Here is a 23,692-nt window from a genome sequence, read left to right on the forward strand (position 1 = left end):
AATGACCGTTCATTTCATTGGCGCCGGACCGGGGGCCGCCGACCTGATAACCGTCCGTGGGCGCGACCTGATCGGCCGCTGCCCTGTCTGCCTTTACGCCGGATCGATCGTCTCGCCGGAACTTCTCCAGTATTGCCCGTCGGGCGCGCGCATCGTCGATACGGCGCCGATGTCGCTGGACGAGATCGAGGCGGAATATGTCCGCGCCGCGGACGCGGGCGAGGACGTGGCGCGGCTGCATTCCGGCGATCTTTCGGTGTGGAGTGCGGTAGCCGAGCAGATCCGCCGGCTGGAGAAGCACGGCATCGCCTATACGCTGACGCCGGGTGTGCCGTCCTTCGCGGCGGCCGCAGCCGCGCTGAAGCGCGAGCTGACGATCCCGGCCGTGGCGCAGAGCCTCGTGCTCACCCGTGTCTCCGGCCGTGCTTCCCCTATGCCGAACCGCGAGACGCTGCAGGGCTTCGGCGCCACGGGCGCCACACTTGCGATCCATCTTGCGATCCACGCGCTAGAGCAGGTCGTTGCCGAACTTGTGCCGCTCTACGGCGAAGAGTGCCCCGTGGCGATCGTCGTCAAGGCATCCTGGCCGGACGAGCGCGTCGTGCGCGGCACGCTTGCCGACATCGTCGCCAAGGTCGCAGAGGAGCCGATCGAACGAACGGCGCTGATCTTCGTCGGACCGACCCTTGCGGCAGAGGATTTCCGTGAGAGCTCGCTCTACGACCCGGCCTACCAGCGGCGGTTCCGGGGACGGGGGGAGTAGGCCGGCTGGCCGCTCTCAGCCGGTCAAGGCAAGGAAGCGGTCGATCATGGCATTGACCTGGCCGGGCACTTCCAGCTGACAGAAGTGACCCGAGCCGACCGTCTGACCGACCATCAGGGCCGGGACGAGTTCCTTCAGTCGCGCGATGTCGCTACGAGGGGAGGGTTCGTTGGCGGCGATGTAGAGACTCGGCGTTGAGACCGGGACGTGGGCGATCGTTGGGTCGAAATCCCCAAGTCCGAGATAAGCCGACACCATCACGTGCTGTGGCGCCGCCGTCATCGCCTTGAGGATCTGCTCGCGGCGGTCTGCATCGTCTGTTGCGAGGAAGAAGGCGGAGGTCATCAGCTCGCGCAGTTCGTCGCGGTAGTCGGGCCCCCTCAGGCGTTCGGCGATCGGGCCGATCATCTTTTGGGCCGCGGCGGGCCGCGCGACGGCCGAATCGATCATGACGATGGCGCCGGGCAGGTCCGGTCGGCGGGCGGCGATGTCGTAGGCGACGATACCGCCCATGCTGTGGCCGAGGAGAACGGGGCGTTTCAGCCCCAGTTCCGCACAGATCCAGATCACGTCGTCGGAAAAGGCGGAGATCGGGTAAGGCTGTTGCGGTGCGTCGCTGCGTCCGTGTCCCCGAAGATCAAGCGACAATATGGCGTGGCCGGCGCGGGCGAGATGCGCGCGCTGCGGGGCGAGGAAGCTGTGATCACAGCACCAGCCGTGCAGGAGGACGACGGGCGGGGCGCCGCCGTCGTCCCATTCGTAGTAGAGCGCGACGCCGTCACGGTGCAGATAGGGCATGTGGCGAGTTTCAGCGGAGCGGGGCGTATTGTCAAATCAGGTGGCCGGCCAAGCCACCCGCAGCCGCGCACGATGCCGACCCGATATCCGGGCCCGGTATCGTCGGAGACGTCGGTCGTTGGCTGCGACCGCGCTGCCTACTCTGCCGCCTCGGCAATCGGCGCCGGCACGTAGTTCAGGACCGGCCCGAGCCAGCGCTCGACTTCGCTCACCGCCATGCCCTTGCGGGCTGCGTAGTCCTCGACCTGGTCTCGCTCCACTTTGGCGACACCGAAATAGTAGCTTTCGGGGCAGGCGACATAGAGGCCCGAAACAGAGGAGCCAGGCCACATGGCCATGCTTTCCGTCAGGCTGACGCCAATCTCCCTTTCAGCATCGAGCAGACGGAAGAGCGTCGTTTTTTCCGTGTGATCGGGCTGGGCGGGGTAGCCGGGTGCTGGGCGGATGCCGGCGTAGGGCTCGCCGATCAGATCGGTCGGGCCAAACGTCTCGTCCGGTGCATAGCCCCAGAGCTCCTTGCGGACATACTCATGCATCCGCTCGGCAAAGGCCTCGGCAAATCGATCGGCCAGCGCCTTTACGAGGATCGAGTTGTAGTCGTCGTTCGCCCGTTCGAAGCGCTCCGCAATGGCAATCTCGCCAATGCCGGCAGTGACGACGAAGCCGCCGACATAGTCCTGCTTGCCGCTGTTCGCCGGGGCAACGAAATCGGAAAGCGCCACGTTCGGCCGGCCGTCGCGCTTGGAGAGCTGCTGGCGCAGCGTGAAGAAGGTGGCGAGTTCCTTGGCTTGCGTCTCGTCGGTGAAGAGGCGGATGTCGTCACCGACGGCATTCGCCGGCCAGAAGCCGACGACGGCTTTCGGGGTGAACCACTTTTCCGCGATGATCTTGTCGAGCATCGCCTGTGCATCGGCAAAAAGCTGGCGGGCGGCCGGCCCCTGCTTCTCGTCGTCGAGGATCCTGGGGTAGACACCCTTCAGCTCCCAGGTCTGGAAGAAGGGCGTCCAGTCGATGTACCGGGCAAGCTCGGCCAGGTCCCAGTCCTGCCAGACGCGGGTGCCGAGGAAGGAGGGCGTCTTCGGACGGTAGGCGGCCCAGTCGGCCCTGAAGGCATTTTCGCGTGCCCTTGCGAGCGGCAGACGCTGCTTTTCCGCCTCGCTGCGGGCATGGGCGTCGGCCACCTTGCGGTATTCCGCCTTCAGCGTCTCGACATAGGCCGGCTTCATGTCGGCGGACAGCAGGCTGCCGACGACGCCGACGGCGCGGCTGGCGTCGGTGACGTAGACCGCCTGGCCGCGGTCGTAGCGCGGGTGGATCTTCACCGCCGTGTGCACGCGGCTCGTCGTCGCGCCGCCGATGAGCAGCGGGATATCGAAGCCTTCGCGCTCCATCTCGGCTGCGACGTGCACCATCTCGTCGAGCGAGGGCGTGATGAGGCCGGACAGGCCGATGATGTCGACCTTCTCGGCCTTCGCCGTCTCGAGGATCTTGGTCGCCGGCACCATGACCCCGAGATCGATGATCTCGTAGTTGTTGCAGGCGAGCACGACGCCGACGATGTTCTTGCCGATGTCGTGCACGTCGCCCTTGACGGTCGCCATCAGGATCTTGCCGGCGCTCTGTCGTTCGCCGCTGCCGCCGTTTGCCAGCTTCTCCGCCTCCATGTAGGGCAGGAGCACGGCGACGGCCTGCTTCATCACGCGGGCGGATTTGACTACCTGCGGCAGGAACATCTTGCCGGCGCCGAAGAGGTCGCCGACGACGTTCATGCCGGCCATCAGCGGGCCTTCGATGACGTGCAGCGGCCGTTCGGCGTTCTGTCGCGCCTCCTCCGTATCGGCCTCGACGAATTCGGTGATGCCGTTGACGAGGGCGTGCGCCAGGCGCTTCTCCACCGGCCATTCGCGCCAGGCGAGGTCGCGCTCCTTCGCTTCCTTTCCGGCCGCGCCCTTGAAGCGCTCGGCGATCTCAAGCAGACGCTCCGTCGCAGTGCCGCCGCCCTTGGGCACGCGGTTCAGCACCACATCCTCGCAGGCCTCGCGCAGGTCCGGCTCGATGGTGTCGTAGACGGCCAACTGTCCGGCATTGACGATGCCCATGTCCATGCCCGCCTGGATGGCGTGGTAGAGGAAGACGGCGTGCATCGCCTCGCGGACCGGCTCGTTGCCCCGGAAGGAGAAGGAGAGATTGGAGACGCCGCCGGAGATGTGGACATGCGGGAGGGTTTCGACGATCTCGGCCGTCGCCTCGATGAAGTCGACGCCGTAGTTGTCGTGCTCCTCGATGCCGGTGGCGACCGCAAAGATGTTCGGATCAAAGACGATGTCTTCCGGCGGCAGGCCGGCCACTTCCGTCAAGAGATTGTAGGCGCGGGTGCAGATCTCCACCTTGCGCGCCTTCGTGTCGGCCTGGCCTTTCTCGTCGAAGGCCATGACCACGACGGCGGCGCCGTAGGCCCGCACGAGCTTGGCATGGAGAAGGAAGGCTTCCTCGCCTTCCTTCAACGAGATCGAGTTGACCAGCGGCTTGCCCTGCACGCATTTGAGGCCCGCCTCGATCACCTCCCATTTGGAGCTGTCGATCATGACAGGCACGCGGGCGATGTCGGGTTCGGCGGCGATCAGGTTGAGGTATTCCACCATCGCCTTGGCCGAATCGATCAGGCCCTCGTCCATGTTGATGTCGATCACCTGCGCGCCGTTCGCCACCTGGTCGCGGGCGACGTCGAGGGCGGCCGCATAGTCGCCGGCGGTGATCAGCTTGCGGAACTTCGCCGAGCCGGTGACGTTGGTGCGCTCGCCGACATTCACGAAGGGAATCGTGTCGGTCAGCGTGAAGGGCTCAAGGCCGGAGAGGCGCATGTGCCGCTGGATGCTGGGGATTTCGCGCGGCCTGTGGCGCGCCGCAGCCTCGGCGATGGCCCGGATATGCGCCGGCGTCGAGCCGCAGCAGCCGCCGACGATATTGACGAGGCCGTCGCGCATGAAGCCCTCAATCTGGGCCGCCATTTCCTCCGGCGTCTCGTCATACTTGCCAAAGGCGTTCGGCAGGCCGGCATTCGGATAGGCGCAGACGAAGGTGTCGGCGACGGAGGAGATCTCGTCCAGATGGGCGCGCATGGCGTTGGCGCCGAGCGCGCAATTCAGCCCGATCGAGAAGGGCTGCGCGTGGCGGACCGAGTTCCAGAAGGCCTCCGGCGTCTGGCCGGAAAGCGTCCGGCCCGACAGGTCGGTGATCGTGCCGGAGATCATGACGGGCAGTTCGATGCCCTTTTCCTCGAAGACCTCGCGGGTGGCGAAGATCGCGGCCTTGGCGTTCAGCGTATCGAAGATCGTCTCGATCAGGATGATGTCGGCGCCGCCGTCGATCAGGCCGCGGACCTGCTCCGCATAGGCAATGCGCAGGACGTCGAAGGTGACGGCGCGGTAGCCGGGATTGTTGACGTCCGGCGAGATCGAGGCCGTGCGGTTGGTCGGGCCGAGCGCGCCGGCGACGAAGCGGCGCCTGCCGTCCTTTTCCTGCGCCCGCAGGCCGGCGCGGCGGGCGAGGCGCGCGCCGTCGCGGTTGAGTTCGTAGACCATCGCTTCCATGCCGTAGTCGGCCTGGGCGATGGTGGTGGAGGAGAAGGTGTTGGTCTCGAGAATATCCGCGCCGGCGAGCGCGTAGCGATAGTGGATGTCCTCGATCGCGGCGGGCTGTGTCAGCGTCAGCAGGTCGTTGTTGCCCTGCTGGTGGCAGGCGCAGTCGCCGAAACGGCTGCCGCGGAAGTCGTCTTCGACCAACCCGAGCGTCTGGATTTCCGTGCCCATCGCGCCGTCGAGAACGAGAATGCGCTCGCGCGCGGCTTCGCGCAGCGCATCTGCGATGTCCTTGCCGTTGCGGGGTGGAAGTTCAGGACCGAAAAGGTCGTCGAGGTCGGTCGATGCCATGGCAAAGCCCTCCGATGCAGCATGTCTGCATCGGAGATCACATAAAGATATGTTTATGTCAATATGCGTTTATGCGATTATGGCTAGTGCGGTCTGCCTCTCCGCCCGGCGAGCTGTTCGAAAAACGACCGCAGCCGGACGATATCCGGATCCCGATCCTTGTAGGGCGCGAGTTTTGTCAGTTCCTTCATGGCTTCGGCAGCGAGATCGGCACCACGCGGCTGCCACAGCAGCCAGGAAATGAAGACGGATTCGGGCCTGCTGGACCCGGACGGATTTGGTTCGACGGTGGCAAGCATTGATGTCCCCAATCTTTGAATTGGGGGATGACCGGACGCACGCAGGCTGATTGTCGCATCATGCGAAGCCGCGCACCCTTGGGACACCCCGCCCATGGACGTTAGGTATTCATCAGGGCAGGTCTCCTGGCTTGCGGGTCGTTGCGGCTGTCTGGCCTTCCCGGCACGGTCGATGTGCCAGTGGCTTGGGCGACAGCAGCTCGTCGCTTACAGTTGCGGGGGCAGCGCCGGCATGGATGCGTCTGAAGGCATCGCACCGGCTTCCCTCTTAGCTCCCGGACCGCAATCGATCCGAAAGAACCCTGATGGCCGAAACTGCCCCGGAGCGGGGAGGCGTGTCAACGCGGCAGAAGAGGATTTCGACCAGAAAGTTGGTCGTCCGGGAACCGGAGATGCTGCATGTGCGTTCAGGCCCGGTTCACCCCCGTTCGCGTAGGGCGAAGGCCGATTTTCATAGTTTACCAATTCACGGAGCAGAGCGGCCCTTGTCTTCCAGTCTTGTTGCAACTGCCTGTCAATGCGGCTAAAAATGCCGTTTTCATGCACCACGCGGCAACGATGCACATGAGCGTGTCGCCTGAGCCATCGCGCGCCTTGTCGAAGGCGCAACCTCTCGCATGTCCGCCCGGAGGAGGGGCCGATGACGCGGAGGAAGACGCATGAAGTCGTCTTGGCGCAATGGCGGCGCACCGATGAACTCGCCCGCCTAATGCAGGCCGGCCCGTGCCGGATCCCTAATTCTTGCTCGAACCCAGAAAAAGCTGATGTCTCTTCACAACCGACCACAGACTTCGTCGCGCGAGGCGGAATCCAAGCAGATCGACTACAACGATTCGATCCGGGATACGTATTTTACACTCGAGGAACTGAGCGCTTGCGGTGAGGAACTGGCGCGCAACGGCGCGAATACGCTGCCGGGCTATGCTCCGTTCGACTTCCGCGCGCGCCACCGGGAGAACGAGAAGGAGATCTTCCGCGTCTTCCAGACGACGGCGCGCGACGTCGAGGCTGGCATGACGATCACGCCGGCGGCCGAATGGCTGCTCGACAATTATTATGTGGTCGAGGAAGCCGTCCAGGAAGTCCGCCGCGATTTTCCGCGCCGCTTCTATCGGCAGCTGCCGACGATGAAGATCGGCGATACCGAGATCCCCCGGACGCTGGCGCTCGGCTGGCTCTACGTCGCCCACACTCAGAGCAGCGTGTCGCGCGAGAGCCTCACCGCGATCGTGGAAGGCTTCCAGAAAGTGGAGGCTTTCAAGATCGGTGAACTCTGGGCGATGCCGTCCATCATCCGTTTCATCCTGATCGAGAACCTGCGCCGCATTTCCAGTCGCGTCGAGCGGTCGCGTTCGATGCGCCGCAAGGCCAACGAGATCGCCGACGAACTCATTCGGCAGAACGATCCGGAAAAAAGCGTCGTCATCCTGCGGGAGGTCGAAAACCTCGTCGCCGACAACACCTTTGTCGCCCAGTTGCTCTACCGCCTGCGTGACGGTCTTCAGGCATCCGGTGCCGCGATCCAGTGGCTGGAGCGCCAGATCGAGGCGCGCGGCACCGATCTGGAAGAGGTGCTCGTCGCCGAGCAGAACCGGCTTTCTTCCGGCAACGTCACGATGAGCAACCTGATCAAGGGACTGCGGTCGATCGACGATACCGAGTGGCCGGTCTGGGTGGAAAGCGTCAGCCGGCTGGACGCGGCGCTGCGCGAGGGGTCGGACTATACCGACCTCGATTTCGGCTCGCGCAATGCCTATCGCGACACGATCGAGAAGATGGCGCGCCGTTCCGGCAAGACGGAATTGGAGGTCACGCAGATCGCGCTCGCCATGACCGCAGAGGACATGGCTGCCGGCAACGTCGAGGGCGCCCACGAGGCCAATGTGGGCAGCTATCTCGTCGGCAAGAAGCGCAAGCTTCTCGAAGAGCGAATCAGCTTCCGTCCCTCCATCCTGCAGCGCATCGTCCGCTTCGGCCGTTCGCTCGACTGGTTTGCGATCGCCGGGCCTGCGATCCTGCTGACGCTGATGGCGATGGTAGGGGTCTACTATTTCCTTGACCAGATGGATATTCCGGACGGCGCCTGGCTGATCATGCTGATCCTGTTCGCGCTGCCGGCCTCGGAAGGCGCGCTCGGGCTCTACAACACGCTCGTCACCCTTTGCGTGAAGCCGACCCGGCTGGTCGGCTACGAGTTCCGCGAGGGCATTCCGGAGGAAGCCCGCACACTCGTCGCCGTCCCCTGCCTGATCTCCAAGCGCGACCATGTCGATGAACTGGTGCGCAACCTTGAGGTTCACTACCTCGCAAACCCGCGGGGCGAGATCTATTTCGCCCTCGTCAGCGATTGGGTCGACAGCAAGGTCGAGGAGACGCCGGAAGATCTGGAGGTGCTGGAATACGCCAAGCGCGAGATCGCGCTGCTATCGGCCCGCTATGCCTATGACGGCCGCACCCGCTTCTATCTCCTGCATCGCCGTCGGCTGTTCAATCCGCAGGAAGGCGTGTGGATGGGCTGGGAGCGCAAGCGCGGCAAGCTTCACGAACTGAACCTTCTCCTGCGCGGTGACGGCGACACGAGCTTCCTGCCGGGCGCCAATACGGTGCCCGACAATGTCCAGTATGTGCTGACGCTGGATTCCGACACCAGGCTGATGCGCGATGCGGCGACCAAGCTCGTCGGCAAGCTGTTCCACCCGATCAACAGGCCGCAGATCGACCCCAAGACCCAGCGGGTCGTGGCCGGCTACAGCATCCTGCAGCCGCGCGTCACGCCGTCGCTGACGACCGGCGACGACGCTTCGACCTTCCAGCGCATCTTTTCGGCCAACCGCGGCGTCGATCCCTATGTCTTCACCGTTTCGGACGTCTATCAGGACCTTGCCGACGAGGGCACCTTTACCGGCAAGGGTCTCTACCACGTCGATGCCTTCGAAGCGGCCCTGAAGGGGCGCATCGAGGAAAACACGGTCCTTTCGCACGACCTCCTCGAAGGATCGTATGCGCGCTGTGCTCTGGTCACAGACGTGGAGTTCATCGAGGATTTCCCGATCCGCTACGAGGTCGAGACGTCGCGCCAGCATCGCTGGGCGCGCGGCGATTGGCAGCTCCTGCCCTATATCTTCAAGCCGTCCAGCGGCGTTTCCATGCTCGGCCGCTGGAAGATGTACGACAATCTTCGCCGCTGCCTGATCCCCATCTGCTGGCTCGTAGCCTCGGTCATGGGCTGGTACTACATGGAGCCGCGCCAGGCGTTGATCTGGCAGCTGGTGCTGATCTTCCTCTTGTTCGTCGCACCCACGCTGTCGCTCTTCACCGGGGCGATCCCGCGCCGCAGCGACATCGTTGCGCGGGCACATCTGCAGACGATCCTTTCCGACATCCGTGCCGCGAACGCCCAGGTCGCGCTTCGCATCGTCTTCATCGCGCACCAGGCGGCGCTCATGGCGGACGCGACGGTGCGTTCGCTCTACCGCATGTTCTTCAGCCGCAAGCATATGCTGGAATGGCGGACGGCCGCGCAGGTTCACAGTTCTGCCGGCGGCGGCATCGGCTCCTATTACATCGACATGTGGCAGGCGCCTGCGCTTGCCGTCGCCGCGGTCGCGCTTGCCCTGTTCTCCAAGACGGGCGTCCCTTTCATCGCGCTTCCCTTCGTGGCCATCTGGATCCTGTCGCCGGCGATCGCGTGGTATGTGAGCCAGTCGGCGGAAACCGAGGACCGGCTGATGGTTCCGGATGACGTCGTGGTTGAGCTTCGCAAGTACGCCCGCCGCACCTGGCGCTACTTCGAGGAATTCGTCACCGCCGAGCAGCACTTCCTGCCGCCGGACAATTTCCAGGAAACGCCGCATCCCGTTTTGGCTGAGCGAACCTCGCCGACGAATATCGGCGTCTATCTGCTGTCGGTGATTTCGGCACGCGATTTCGGCTGGATCGGCTTCGAGGAAACCGTGCGCCGGCTCGAGGAAACAGTTTCCACGATCGACAGCATGCCGAAGTTCCGTGGGCACCTCTACAACTGGTACCGCACGAACACGCTCGAGACGCTGGGACCGCGTTATGTCTCGGCGGTCGACAGCGGCAATCTCGCCGGCCACCTGATCGCCGTGTCCTCGATGTGCCGCGAATGGGCGGAAGCGCCCTCGGCGCACCTGCACGGCAATCTCGACGGCATCGGCGACGCGGCCTCGATCCTCTCCGAGACGCTGGCCGAACTGCCCGACGACCGCAAGACGGTGCGGCCGCTGCGCCGCCTGATCGAGGAGCGGATCTCCGGGTTCCACAATGCGCTGGCCGCGGTCAAGCGCGAGCACGAGTTTGCCTCGATCCGCGTGATCAACCTTGCGGTGCTCGCGCGCGACGTCAACAAGCTGATCGCCAACCTCGACCACGAGATCAAGAGCCCGCAGAGCGGCGAAGTGGTCAAATGGGCCAATGCCCTGGTCGCCAACTGCGAGGCACACATCGCTGACAGCGTGTTCGATCTCGGCAGTATCGAGGCCCTGCGCCAGCGGCTGATCGTCCTGCGCGACCGCACCCGCGACATCGCGTTCTCGATGGATTTCGGCTTCCTGTTCCGTCCCGAGCGCCGGCTGCTGTCGATCGGCTACCGCGTCGAGACGAACGAACTGGACGAGGCGTGCTACGACCTGCTGGCCTCGGAAGCGCGCCTGACCAGCCTCTTCGCCATCGCCAAGGGCGATCTGCCCACGGAACACTGGTACAAGCTCGGCCGCCCGGTCGTTCCGATCGGCGCGCGCGGCGCGCTGGTCTCCTGGTCGGGCTCGATGTTCGAGTACCTGATGCCGCCGCTCGTCATGCAGGAGCCACAGGGCGGCATCCTGAACCAGACCAACAATCTCATTGTCCGGGAGCAGCAGAACCACGGCAAGCGGCTCGGCACGCCTTGGGGCATCTCCGAGGCGGCGTTCAATGCCCGCGACCACGAGATGAACTACCAGTACACCAACTTCGGCGTGCCGACGCTGGGGCTGAAGCGTGGCCTCGGTCAGAATGCGGTGATCGCGCCCTATGCCTCGCTGCTGGCCACGCAGTACGATCCGAAGGCGTCGCTGGAAAACCTCAACGAGCTGCGCGCTCTCGGCGCTCTCGGCGTCTATGGCTTCCACGATGCGGTCGACTTCACGCCCACCCGCGTGCCGGAGGGCAAGCGTTGCGCGGTGGTACGCAACTACATGGCGCATCACCACGGCATGTCGATCGCGGCCGTCGCCAACGTGGCGTTCAATGGCGCGCTGAGGGCCCGGTTCCATTCGGATCCGGTGATCGAGGCTGCAGAACTCCTGTTGCAGGAGAAGGCGCCGCGTGACATCCCGATCATCAATACCAAGCGGGAGCCGGAAACGGTCGGCAGCACGCAGGCCGATCTGCTGCGCCCGGAAGTACGGGTCATAGAAGATCCGATGAGCGAGGATCGCGAGGCGGTCTTCCTGACTAACGGCCACTATTCGGTGATGCTGACTGCGACGGGCTCGGGCTACTCGCACTGGAACGGCCAGTCGGTGACGCGCTTCAAGCCGGACCCGGTGGAGGACCGTTGGGGTACTTTCATCTTCCTGCGCGACACCGCCACAAACGACTGGTGGTCGGTGACCGCAGAGCCGAAACGGGCGGACGGCGAAGAAACCAAGACGCAGTTCAGCGACGACAAGGCGGAGTATTTCAAGACGGTCGGCACGCTCTCGAGCGAGGTCGAGTGCATCGTGGCGACCGAGCACGACGCCGAGGGGCGCCGGCTGACCCTGCTGAACACGGGCCCCGAGGATCGCTTCATCGAAGTCACCTCCTACATGGAGCCCGTGGTCACGACCGACGATACCGACAACGCGCATCCGCTCTTTGCGCGCATGTTCGTCAAGACGGAAATCGGTCGCCGTGGCGACGTGGTCCGCGTCGAGCGCAACAAGCGCACGCCGAGCGAGCCCGACATGTGCGTCGCTCACCTGATCGTCGACAATGCCGGTTCGCGCCGAACGGAGATCGAGACCGATCGACGCAACTTCATCGGCCGCGGCCGCAGCCTTTCGACGGCGGCTGCCTTCGACCCGGGCGTGCAGCTGTCCGGCACCGACGGCTTTACGCTCGATCCGATCGTGGCGCTGCGCCGCGTGGTGCGCGTCCCCGCCGGCAAGAAGGTCAAGGTGATCTTCTGGACCGTCGCGGCGCCGAACCGCGAGGAACTCGACCGCGCGATCGACCGCTACAGGCATCCGGACGCGTTCAACCACGAGCTCATTCACGCCTGGACGCGCTCGCAGGTGCACTTGCGTCACATCGGCGTCAGTTCGCAGGAGGCCGCAAGCTTCCAGGCGCTCGGCCGCTATCTCATCTATCCCGACATGCACCTGCGGGCGGATGCGGCGACCGTGCAGGCGGGGCTTGCCTCGCAGTCGGCGCTGTGGCCGCTCGCGATCTCCGGCGACTTCCCGATCTACGTCCTTCGCATCAACGACGAGGTGGATCTCGAAATCGCCCGCGAGGCCCTGCGTGCGCAGGAATACCTGCGCCATCGCGGCGTGCTGGCCGATCTCGTCATCCTCAACGAAAAGGCCTCGTCCTACGCGCAAGACATGCAGCACACGCTCGAGCAGATGTGCGAGAACCTGCGCATGCGCGGCCAGTCGGACGGCATGCGCCAGCACATATTCGCTGTGCGGCGCGATCTGATGGAGGTGTCGACCTGGCAGACGCTGCTGGCCACCGCGCGCGCCGTCTTCCACGCCCGCAACGGCCGGCTTGCCGACCAGATCGAGCGCGCCGTCTCGATCTTCGCCACGCCGTCGACATCGGAGCAGCCGGAGGTGCACCATGCGGCGCCGATCCCGGCTGCCGCACGCAAGAGCGAGCCGGTGGCGCTCGACGGCAGCGAGCTCGCCTTCTGGAACGGCTATGGCGGCTTCAACGTTGAACGCCGCGAATACGTCATCAAGCTCCGGGGCGGCGAGGGAACGCCGCATCCGTGGATCAACGTGATTTCCAACGAGCGTTTCGGCTTTCATGTGGCCGCCGAGGGCGGCGCCTATACCTGGAGCAAGAACTCGCGCGACTATCAGATCACCCATTGGACGAACGACCCGGTGATCAACCGGCCCGGCGAAGCCTTCTATGTCAAGGATCGCGAGAGCGGGGCGGTGTTTGCACCGTTCGCAGGGCTGTCGCGCGATCCGTCGGTGCTTTTCGAGGCCTGGCATGGCCTCGGCTACTCGGCGTTCCGTACGGCCTCCGGCGGCCTGGAACTCGATCTTGTACAGACGGTGGATTCCGAGCGACCGGTCAAGTATTCGCGCCTGATCGTGCGCAATACCGGATCTGCCGAACGAAACCTGTCGGCATACGGCTACGTCGAGTGGGTCCTCGGCAACGCACCGGCGAAGACTGCGCCCTTCGTGCTCTGCAGCCAGGACGAGGAGACGGGCGCGATCCTTGCGACCAACCCCTACAGCCTCGACTTCTCCGGTCGTACCGCCTTCTTCGCCGCCAACCACAAGCTGGATGGCGTGACGACGAACCGCCGCGAGTTCATCGGCCGGGAAGGCGACATCGTCATGCCGGCGATCCTTGCCAGCGGCGCGAAGCTATCGGGCACGATGGAGAGCAATGGCGCGCCCTGCGCGGCACTCGTGTCGGACTTCACGCTGGCTGCCGGCGAGGCGCGGGAGTTCCTCTTCGTGCTGGGCGACGGCGATGATGCGGATGCGGCCAAGGCGCTCGTGAAGCAGGTCCAGTCCGTCGTATTCGACGACGAGCTTGCGAAGGTGCGCAATTTCTGGCGCGATTTCACCGGCACGCTGCAGGTCGATACGCCGGATCCGGCCCTCAACCTGATGATCAACACGTGGCTGCCCTATCAGAGCCTCGGCTGCCGTGTCATGGCGCGGTCGGCATTCTACCAGGCAAGCGGCGCCTTTGGCTTCCGCGACCAGTTGCAGGACACGCTCGCCTTCCTGACGCATCGTCCGGAACTTGCGCGCAAGCAGATCCTGAATGCGGCGTCGCGCCAGTTCCACGAAGGTGACGTGCAGCATTGGTGGCTGCCGGATTCCGGCGCGGGCGTGCGCACGATGATCTCCGACGACGTCGTCTGGCTCGCCTATGCGGTGACGCAATATTGCGGGTCGACGGGAGAACTCGCAATCCTGGACGAGAAGCTGACCTTCATCGAAGGCCCGCCGCTTGCAGAAGGCCAGCACGATGCGTTCTTCAAGCCCGGCCGATCGGTCGACGCCATCGCTCTCTACGAACACTGCGCCCGTGCACTGGACCTCGCGATTCAGCGCACCGGCGAGAACGGGCTGCCGCTGATGCTCGGCGGCGACTGGAACGACGGCATGAACCGCGTCGGCGAAGCCGGGCGGGGAACGAGCGTCTGGCTCGGCTGGTTCCTGGCTGGCACCCTGCGGGCGTTTGCGCCGATTGCGCGCAAACGCGGCGACAACCACCGTGCCGATGCCTGGCTTGCCCATCTCGAGCGGCTCAAGGCGGCGCTGGAGAGCGCAGGCTGGGATGGCGCCTACTATCGCCGGGGGTACTTCGACGACGGCAGCCCGCTCGGCGCGAACGGCGCCAGCGAATGCAGGATCGATTCGATCGCGCAGTCGTGGAGCGTGATGTCGGGCGAGGGCGACAAGGAGCGTGCGCGGCTCGCCATGGATGCAGTCCTTGCCGAGCTCACCGACGAGGAGGACGGCATCATCAAGCTGTTCACGCCGCCCTTCATCGACGGCGCCCAGGATCCCGGCTACATCAAGGCTTATCCGCCGGGCGTGCGCGAGAACGGCGGGCAGTATACTCATGCGGCGACCTGGGTCGTCATGGCGCTTGCCATGCAGGGCAGGGCCGATGATGCCTGGAAGTGCCTCGGTCTGCTCAACCCGATCAACCACGGTGCAACGCGCGAGGCGATCGAGACCTATCGCGTGGAACCCTATGTCGTTGCGGCCGACGTCTACGGCGAGGGCAATCGCAAGGGGAGAGGCGGCTGGACCTGGTATACGGGATCTGCCGGCTGGCTCTACCGCGCTGCGGTCGAGGGTATCCTGGGCATCCGCAAGGAGGCGGGCCGCCTGAAGGTCGATCCGGTGATGCCGAGCGGCTGGGAAGGCTTCTCGGCGGTTGTGACCTTGGATGGGGTTGCACACTCGATCCGCGCAAATCGGTCGGGCAACGGGGAAATTGTCGTGAACATTGATGAAACTGTCATAAAGGTTCCGCAAGAAGAGTATTCGCTCTAACTCGGATTCGGACATTGGGGCATTTCGGTTCCGGCACATGAGGCGGGGCCGCGATGCCCCGTTTCATGTCCAGCGTTCGGGAAGACATGCATTGACCTGGAAGACTGAAACGGCACCGGCTGCGACTGTCCCTGCAGCAAAGAGCCCACGGGATACGCGAATTGATGTTCTGCGCGCCCTTGCGTTGATCACGATCTTCATCAACCACGTTCCCGGCAATTTTCTCGAGCATCTGACGCTCAAGAACTTCGGCTTTTCCGATTCGGCGGAAGCCTTCGTGCTCATTTCCGGGGTTTCCGTGGGGCTGGCCTACCGAACCCGCTTCGCGGTCGGCCAGAGAATTGCCGCGAGCGCAAAAATCCTGCGGCGTGCGTTCACGCTGTATGTGGCGCATGTGATGACGAGCGTCGTCACCTTCGCGATCTTCGCCGGGGGCGCCCTGTGGTTCGCACGCCCCGATCTCCTCTCGGAGATCAACCTGCGTGCCGTCGTCGACCGCACCGAGCAGGGTCTCCCGAGCATGGTGCTGCTCGGACACCAGTTCGGCTACAACAACATCCTGTCCATGTATGCGGTGCTGATGCTGATGCTTCCGGGCATGCTCTGGCTAAATGCACGCAACCCCATCGCACTGCTGGGTGCTTCAGGCATTCTCTGGCTGGCGGCGGGCATATGGAACATTGCGCCGTCGAACTTCCTCGATGACGGCTACTGGTTCCTTAGTCCGTTCTCCTGGCAGTTCCTGTTTGCGATCGGCATCGTCGCCTCGTCCAAAGCCGCAACGACGTCCTGGCCACCGAAGAGCGCGGTCCTGACGGGGCTCTGCTGGGCCTATCTCGCCATATCGCTGGTCTGGGTGGTCCTTTCCCTCTGGTCGATCGATACGTCGCTGGGGCTGCCGGTGGTACTGACTGGCTTCGACAAGACCTTCCTGTCGGCGCCGCGGCTGCTGCACGTGCTGGCGTTCGCCTATCTGATTGTGACCATTCCGGGGATTTCCCGCCTGTTCGTCCTGCCGTCCTCTCATCCGCTGACGGCGGTCGGACGCCATGGCCTGGCGATCTTCATCTTCGGCACCATCCTTGCCATGATCGGCCAGGTGCTGATGTTCGTGACCGGCAAGAACCCCTGGTTCGGCACACTCTACGTGGCCTGCGGCATCGGGGTTCTGTTGGCCTATGCGCGCTACCTCGACTGGTTTGCCGGGCTCGGGCGGACAGGCGCACCCAAGGTGGAAAAGCAGGCGGCCTGAAGAGTGCTTGCCGATCCGTCGGCACATGCGGTTGAGACCGGTCTGGCCTGGTCGCGGGCGACGCCCGGATAACCGGCCTGCCTAGTGAGAGACCCAAGGTCATCGATAACGGGTGTCCGGGCAGCATGCCTTAAACGAAAAACGCCGCGCTGGGATGCTCCGCGCGGCGTTTCTTGCTTGATGGTTGCCGTTGTGTCAGGCGGCGGTTGTGTGGCTCTTGCGGACATCCTCGTCGGTCAGGATGCCGCTTGCACGGAGCAGCGCGGCAAAGCGGCCGTTGCTCTGGCTGAGTTCGTGGAACGTGCCCATCTCGGCGATACGGCCATGGTCGAGGAAGAGCACCTTGTCCGCCTCGCGCACCGTCGAAAGGCGGTGGGCGATGATGAAGGTCGTGCGGTTCTTGCGCAGATTGTCGATCGCAGCCTTCACGCGTGCCTCGGTCTCGACGTCGAGCGCGCTGGTCGCCTCGTCGAGGACGAGGATCGGCGCGTCCTTTAGGATGGCGCGGGCGATGGCGATACGCTGGCGCTCACCGCCCGACAGCCGGTTGCCCCGTTCGCCGACATGGGTGTCGTAGCCATTCTGGCGCGACCGGATGAAGTCATCAGCGGCCGCAGCCTCGGCCGCGCTCATGATCTCGTCCAGCGTGGCGCCGTCGCGACCCAGGCGAATGTTGTCGCCGATCGAGCGGTTCAGCAGGCCGGCATCCTGGAAAACGGTGGCGATGGAGCGACGCAGCGATTTGCGCGTCACGGTGGAGATGTCGACGCCGTCGATCAGTATCTGGCCCCGGCTCGGCTCGTACACGCGCTGCAGCAGGTTCACCAGCGTGGTCTTGCCGGCACCGGTCGGGCCGACGATCGCGACGGTCTCGCCGGCCTCCGCCGTGAACGAGACGTCACGAACGCCTTGCGTGGCGTTGGCGAAGTCGAAGCTGACGTCGCGGAATTCGACCTTGCCGCGCACGTCGGTCAATTCGGCGGCATCGCTCGGCTCTTCACGGTCCTTGACGGCGTCTTCGAGCGTGAAGAAATCCTCAAGCTTGGCGCGCGCCTCGAAAATCTGCGTAGCGAACGCCTTCATCTGGTCGAGGCGGCCGATCAGCAGCCCGGCAAAGCCGATGAAGGCGATGACGTCGCCGACCCGCAGTTCGCCGCGCTGGACGAGAACGGTGCCGATCACCAGGATGGTCATCATCGAGATCGTCGAGGCGATGCGGTTCAGTGCGCTGGCCAGCGCCCACCAGTCGAGGACCGGATACTGCGCGTTGATTAACTGCTGGGCGAACTGCTTCAGCTGACGGGTCTCGGCCTCGATGCGATTGTAGCTGTGCACGACCGAAACGTTGCTGATCGAGTCGGAGACGTGGGAAAAGACGGTGTGATAATGCCCCTCCACCGATGCCTGGCCATCGCGGGTCTTGTTCATCACCACCTTGCCGATGATGACATAGGCGATACCCAGAACCAGCAGCACGATGGAAAGACGATAGTCCATCGCAAAGGCGGTCGGCACGAGAAGCACCAAGGCGATCGCCGTCGCCAGATGCGTGCGCATGAATTCGAGCCAGAGGCCGAACAGCGTTTCGCAGGCGCGCAGCAGCGTGTGCAACGCATTGGAGGTGCCGCGCTGGCTGTGCCAGGAGAGCGGCATCGAAATGATCCGGCCGAAGGCTTCGGTGATCAGGCTGGCGCGGCGGCCGTGCGCCAGCCGGTCGGCCTCGCGGGCGACCAGGACGAAGGCGACGGTGTTGAACACGCCGAAGCCGGCCCACATCAGCAGCATGGGGGTGACGGAGCTGCTGGACGAGATGGCATCGATGATTTTCCCGAAAAGGATCGGCTCCGCAATCGTGATGACGGCGAGGACGACGTTTGCGACGACGATCGACGAGACGCGCATTCGGTAGACCGAAAGGTAGCTCAACGCCCGCGCATAAACCTGGAACAACGACACTTCAAAACCCTTTCGCGGTCCTGCATTGTGCGCCGCATCAATGTCATTCGTCTGACGCGGGCAACGCGGTAAAGTTCCGCCCCGTGGGCGACGTAAGGCCGCAGCGGGGCGTTTCCAGCGATGAGGGAATGCTATTCACCTGTCGATGAATGGACGCTGAACAGTCCGTTGCCAAATCGGCTCAAATTGCTAAACGGAACTGTGACGCGTGTTTTGTTCACGACGCGCGCGTTGCGCGCAATGATATTTTCAAGCTATTACGTATAGAGGGGCCGCGTGTTCGGTCGATTTTATAATGAACATCAACCTGCTCGCCCAGTTTACGGGGTTGCTCGACGAATTATCCGAGCGTGACGAGATCGTTGCGGAATTCGAACGATTGCTCGATCTTTACGGCTTTCAGCATTACGGGGTCGTGCGACAGCCAAAGCCCCATGAGGATCCGCTGAGCCTGGTTCTCGTCGGCCGGTGGCCGGACGGGTGGCCGGAAAACTACATCCGCAAGAGATACATCGTCATTGATCCGACCATCGTCTACCTGAACCACGCCCAGGCGGGATTTCGCTGGCGGGACTCATTCACGGCCATGCGCTCCAACCCCCATCGCAAGCGTATGGAGCGCATGATGGTGGAGGCACGCCAGCATGGTCTCGAAGACGGCTATATCTTTCCGGTTCACGGCAGGCGTGGGCTTTTGGGGGTCATGACGGTCGGAGGCAAGGTCGTGGACCTTCATCCCGCCGAGATGGGGCTGTTCGAGAACGTCGCCAAGAAGCTCTTCTGGAAGCTGCTCGGCATTCAGGAGCCGCAGATATCGGAGGCGCTCGCAGCCGAGGTGAACCTGCATCTGACGCGTCGAGAGATGGAGGCGCTGAGCTATCTGGCGGACGGTATGACCTCGCACGAGATCGCGCGCAAGCTGTCGATCTCCAACCACACCGTCGACTGGTACATGAACGGCATACAGGCGAAACTGAAGGCGAAGAACCGCCATCACGCGGTCTCGCTGTCGTTTCGACTGGGGCTGATCTCCTGACGGCGCAATTCGCGCAAAAGCGCCGTTTGAGGAAATTGAACTTCCTATTTTGACTCGCTAAAGTCTCTTCGCGGGTGCAGCATTCCCGCGTTCAAGTCCATGAGGAGTTCGACTTGCCCATTTCCAAAATCCTTGTCGCCAACCGTTCCGAAATTGCGATCCGCGTGTTCCGCGCGGCCAACGAGTTGGGTCTCAAAACGGTTGCGATATGGGCTGAAGAGGACAAGCTGGCGCTGCATCGCTTCAAGGCGGACGAGAGCTATCAGGTCGGCCGGGGGCCGCATCTGCAAAAGGATCTCGGGCCAATCGAAAGCTATCTGTCGATCGATGAAGTGATCCGCGTGGCCAAGCTTTCGGGCGCGGACGCCATCCACCCGGGGTATGGCCTGCTGTCGGAGAGCCCGGAATTTGCCGAGGCCTGCGCTGTCGCCGGCATCACCTTCATCGGTCCAAAGCCGGAGACGATGCGCCAGCTCGGCAACAAGGTGGCGGCGCGCAACCTCGCAATCTCGATCGGCGTGCCGGTCGTGCCGGCGACAGATCCGCTGCCGGACGACATGGCAGAAGTGGCGCGGATGGCCGAGCAGATCGGCTATCCGGTGATGCTGAAGGCGTCCTGGGGCGGCGGCGGGCGCGGCATGCGCGCGATCCGCGATCCGAAGGATCTTGCCCGCGAGGTGACGGAAGCCAAGCGCGAGGCGAAGGCCGCCTTCGGCAAGGACGAGGTCTATCTGGAAAAGCTGGTCGAGCGCGCCCGCCACGTCGAAAGCCAGATCCTCGGCGACACGCATGGCAATGCGGTGCATCTGTTCGAACGCGACTGCTCGATCCAGCGTCGCAACCAGAAGGTGGTCGAGCGCGCGCCGGCGCCCTACCTCACCGAGGCGCAGCGCCAGGAACTGGCCGACTACTCGCTGAAGATCGCCCGGGCAACGAACTATGTCGGTGCGGGCACCGTCGAGTATCTGATGGATGCCGACACCGGCAAGTTCTACTTCATCGAGGTCAATCCGCGCATCCAGGTCGAGCACACGGTCACCGAGGAGGTGACCGGCATCGACATCGTCAAGGCGCAGATCCATATCCTCGACGGCTTTGCGATCGGCACGCCGGAATCGGGCGTGCCAGCACAGGCGGACATCCGTCTCAACGGGCACGCGCTGCAGTGCCGCATCACGACCGAGGATCCCGAGCAGAACTTCATCCCCGACTACGGGCGGATTACCGCCTATCGCGGCGCGACCGGCTTCGGCATCCGCCTCGATGGCGGCACGGCCTATTCGGGTGCGGTGATCACGCGCTTCTACGATCCGCTTTTGGAGAAGGTGACCGCCTGGGCGCCGACGCCGGAGGAGGCGATCCGTCGGATGGACCGGGCGCTGCGGGAGTTCCGCATCCGCGGGGTTGCGACCAACCTGACCTTCCTGGAAGCGATCATCGGGCATGAAAAGTTCCACGACAACAGCTACACGACCCGCTTCATCGATTCCACGCCGGAACTCTTTGCCCAGGTCAAGCGCCAGGACCGTGCGACCAAGCTCCTGACCTATCTTGCCGACGTCACGGTCAACGGTCATCCGGAGGCGAAGGGCCGGCCGAAGCCGTCCGACGACATCGCTCCGCCGGTCGTGCCCTATTCTGAAGGACCGATTGCGGCGGGTACAAAGCAGAAGCTCGACCAACTCGGGCCGCAGAAGTTTGCCGAATGGATTCGCGGACAGAAGCAGGTGCTGCTCACCGACACGACCATGCGCGACGGGCACCAGTCGTTGCTGGCGACGCGCATGCGCACATACGATATCGCCCGCATCGCCGAGACCTATGCCCGCACCTTGCCGCAGCTGTTCTCGCTGGAATGCTGGGGCGGGGCGACGTTCGACGTGTCGATGCGCTTCCTGACCGAGGATCCCTGGGAACGGCTCGCCATGATCCGCGAGGGCGCGCCGAACCTGCTCCTGCAGATGTTGCTGCGCGGCGCCAACGGCGTTGGGTACAAGAACTACCCGGACAATGTGGTGAAGTACTTCGTCCGCCAGGCGGCAAGGGGCGGCATCGACGTGTTCCGCGTGTTTGACTGCCTGAACTGGGTGGAGAACATGCGCGTGTCGATGGACGCGGTGGCAGAGGAGAACAGGATCTGCGAGGCGGCGATCTGCTACACCGGCGACATCCTCAACGCCGCCCGCCCGAAATACGACCTGAAGTATTATGCCGCGCTTGCTTCCGAGCTGGAAGGGGCCGGGGCGCACATGATCGCGGTCAAGGACATGGCAGGTCTTCTCAAGCCGGCCGCTGCCCGCGTACTGTTCAAGGCGCTGCGCGAGGCGACAGACCTGCCGATCCACTTCCACACCCATGACACCTCGGGCATTGCGGCTGCTACCGTGCTCGCCGCGGTCGAGAGCGGCGTCGATGTCGTCGATGCGGCGATGGACGCGCTGTCCGGCAACACCTCGCAGCCCTGCCTCGGGTCGATCGTCGAGGCGCTGCGCGGTTCGGATCGCGATCCCGGGCTCGACCCGGAATGGATCCGCCGCATCTCGTTCTACTGGGAGGCGGTTCGCCACCAGTACGCCGCCTTCGAGAGCGATCTCAAGGGGCCGGCATCGGAAGTCTACCTGCACGAGATGCCGGGCGGCCAGTTCACAAACCTCAAGGAGCAGGCGCGCTCGCTGGGGCTGGAGACGCGCTGGCATGAGGTGGCGCAGGCCTATGCTGACGCCAACCGCATGTTCGGCGACATCGTCAAGGTGACGCCGTCGTCGAAGGTCGTCGGCGACATGGCGCTGATGATGGTGAGCCAGGACCTGACCGTCGCCGACGTCGAGAACCCGGATAAGGACGTGTCCTTCCCTGAATCGGTCGTTTCGATGCTCAGGGGCGACCTCGGCCAGCCTCCGGGCGGATGGCCGAAGGCGCTGCAGGAGAAGGTGCTCAAGGGCGAGGCGTCCTATACCGCAGTACCGGGCTCGCTGCTGCCGCCGGCCGATCTCGAGGCCGAGCGCAAGGCGATCGAGACAAAGCTGGATCGCAAGGTCGACGATTTCGAATTCGCCTCCTACCTGATGTATCCCAAGGTCTTCACTGACTATGCGCAGGCTCACGAGACCTACGGGCCTGTCAGCGTGCTGCCGACACATGCCTATTTCTACGGGATCGCCCCGGGCGAGGAACTGTTCGCCGACATCGAAAAGGGCAAGACGCTGGTCGTGCTCAACCAGGCGCAGAGCGAGGCCGACGACAAGGGCATGGTCAAGGTGTTCTTCGAACTGAACGGCCAGCCGCGCCCCATCAAGGTGCCGGACCGCAACCGCGGGGCTTCCAGCGCCATCCGCCGCAAGGCGGAGGCCGGCAACGCCGCCCATCTCGGTGCGCCGATGCCCGGCGTCGTCTCGACCGTTGCGGTCGCTGCGGGACAGGCGGTCAAGGCCGGCGACGTTCTGCTCTCCATCGAAGCGATGAAGATGGAGACGGCCCTGCATGCCGAGAAGGACGGTACGATCGCCGAGGTGCTGGTGCGCGCCGGCGACCAGATCGACGCTAAGGACCTGCTCATCGTTTTTGGCTGATGGCAGCATCTTCGCCGGCCGATCGAGGCTGCGCCCCGAAATGGAAAATCCCTCCTAATGAGGGATTTTTGCCGCATTGGCTCCGGCTGCGAGGCTCGCTCGCGGCGTTGGGACCGTTTTTCGATCGCGAGCAGCCGGCCTGGCCCTCGCCGATGCCTTTTGGTTGATTCTGTGGTAGCTGCGACAATGCCCTATGCCATTCGTACCGCCGAAGCCGGCGATGTTCCCGCCATTGCCGGTATCTACCGGGAGTCCGTTCTGCACGGCGTCGCCTCCTACGAGATCGAGCCGCCAACGCTTGCGGAGATGCACGATCGCTTTTCGGCGATCTCGTCGGCCGGATACCCTTACATTGCTGCCGTCGACAGGGGCGGGATAGTGCTGGGCTATGCCTATGCGTCCGCATTCCGCACCCGTCCGGCCTATCGCTGGCTGGTGGAGGACTCGATCTACCTGGCGCCCGAGGCGCGGGGCCGCGGCATCGGCGGGGCGTTGCTCTCCGAACTGATCACACGCTGCACTGTCCTCGGTTTCCGGCAGATGGTGGCGGTCATCGGCGGGGCGCACCCTGCTTCGGTGGCGGTTCACCGCGCGGCGGGTTTCGAGCATGGCGGGCTGATGAAGGCGACCGGTTTCAAGCACGGCCGCTGGCTCGATACCGTGATCATGCAGCGGGCGCTTGGCGAGGGAGCCAGCACCGATCCGGTGCCTGACGTTCCCTTGGCGCCTGCCAAAAGCTGAGGGCATGGACGTCCGGCGCAACGCTCGGCAATCGCCCCCCGCAATTGCGAAACTTGGCAAGCGGGCGTGAAGGCCTTATCCATCCGCAGCAAGCC

10 protein-coding genes and 1 riboswitch are annotated in these 23,692 nt (G+C 64.2%); of the genes, 6 read left to right on the forward strand and 4 right to left on the reverse strand.

The window, feature by feature from the left end; genetic code table 11:
- Position 1: 1 nt before the first annotated feature.
- Positions 2-763, forward strand: coding sequence for a precorrin-4 C(11)-methyltransferase (gene cobM, locus CRO48_RS07945; RefSeq protein ID WP_097137919.1), 762 nt, complete (start codon positions 2-4; stop codon positions 761-763).
- Positions 764-778: 15 nt separating this feature from the next.
- On the opposite strand, the gene CRO48_RS07950 is transcribed toward cobM, so the two are convergent.
- From CRO48_RS07950 to CRO48_RS07960, 3 genes are all read right to left on the reverse strand, one after another.
- Complete coding sequence (locus tag CRO48_RS07950) at positions 779-1,561, reverse strand: alpha/beta fold hydrolase (RefSeq protein ID WP_097137920.1); 783 nt, start codon at positions 1,559-1,561, stop codon at positions 779-781.
- A gap of 137 nt (positions 1,562-1,698) precedes the next feature.
- On the reverse strand, positions 1,699-5,490 hold the full coding sequence (gene metH / locus CRO48_RS07955) for a methionine synthase (protein WP_097137922.1): 3,792 nt from the start codon (positions 5,488-5,490) through the stop codon (positions 1,699-1,701).
- Positions 5,491-5,573: 83 nt separating this feature from the next.
- Entirely contained in the window at positions 5,574-5,789 is a 216-nt protein-coding gene (locus CRO48_RS07960) for a hypothetical protein (protein ID WP_097137924.1), read from the reverse strand.
- A 99-nt stretch (positions 5,790-5,888) separates the two neighbouring features.
- Positions 5,889-6,109: riboswitch (cobalamin riboswitch) on the reverse strand.
- A 444-nt stretch (positions 6,110-6,553) separates the two neighbouring features.
- Here CRO48_RS07960 and CRO48_RS07965 point away from each other — a divergent pair.
- Positions 6,554-15,043, forward strand: a complete 8,490-nt coding sequence (locus tag CRO48_RS07965; RefSeq protein WP_097137926.1) for a GH36-type glycosyl hydrolase domain-containing protein — start codon at positions 6,554-6,556, stop codon at positions 15,041-15,043.
- Positions 15,044-15,134: 91 nt separating this feature from the next.
- A complete protein-coding gene (locus CRO48_RS07970; RefSeq protein WP_245423458.1) occupies positions 15,135-16,295 on the forward strand; it encodes an OpgC family protein in 1,161 nt (386 codons plus the stop codon).
- Between the two features lie 195 nt (positions 16,296-16,490).
- Here the strand turns inward: CRO48_RS07970 and CRO48_RS07975 are convergent, their stop codons facing one another.
- A complete protein-coding gene (locus CRO48_RS07975) occupies positions 16,491-18,251 on the reverse strand; it encodes a glucan ABC transporter ATP-binding protein/ permease (protein WP_097137930.1) in 1,761 nt (586 codons plus the stop codon).
- Positions 18,252-18,546: 295 nt separating this feature from the next.
- Between CRO48_RS07975 and CRO48_RS07980 the strand changes: the two genes are divergently transcribed.
- From CRO48_RS07980 to CRO48_RS07990, 3 genes are all read left to right on the forward strand, one after another.
- Positions 18,547-19,287 (forward strand): LuxR family transcriptional regulator, encoded by a 741-nt coding sequence (locus tag CRO48_RS07980; protein WP_097137932.1) that lies wholly within the window; start codon positions 18,547-18,549, stop codon positions 19,285-19,287.
- A 113-nt stretch (positions 19,288-19,400) separates the two neighbouring features.
- Positions 19,401-22,856 (forward strand): pyruvate carboxylase, encoded by a 3,456-nt coding sequence (gene pyc, locus CRO48_RS07985; protein WP_097137934.1) that lies wholly within the window; start codon positions 19,401-19,403, stop codon positions 22,854-22,856.
- A 186-nt stretch (positions 22,857-23,042) separates the two neighbouring features.
- Complete coding sequence (locus CRO48_RS07990) at positions 23,043-23,597, forward strand: GNAT family N-acetyltransferase (RefSeq protein ID WP_097137935.1); 555 nt, start codon at positions 23,043-23,045, stop codon at positions 23,595-23,597.
- The last annotated feature ends 95 nt before the right edge of the window (positions 23,598-23,692 follow it).

The sequence above is a fragment of the Rhizobium subbaraonis genome (assembly GCF_900220975.1).
Taxonomy (GTDB): Bacteria; Pseudomonadota; Alphaproteobacteria; order Rhizobiales; family Rhizobiaceae; genus Mycoplana; species Mycoplana subbaraonis.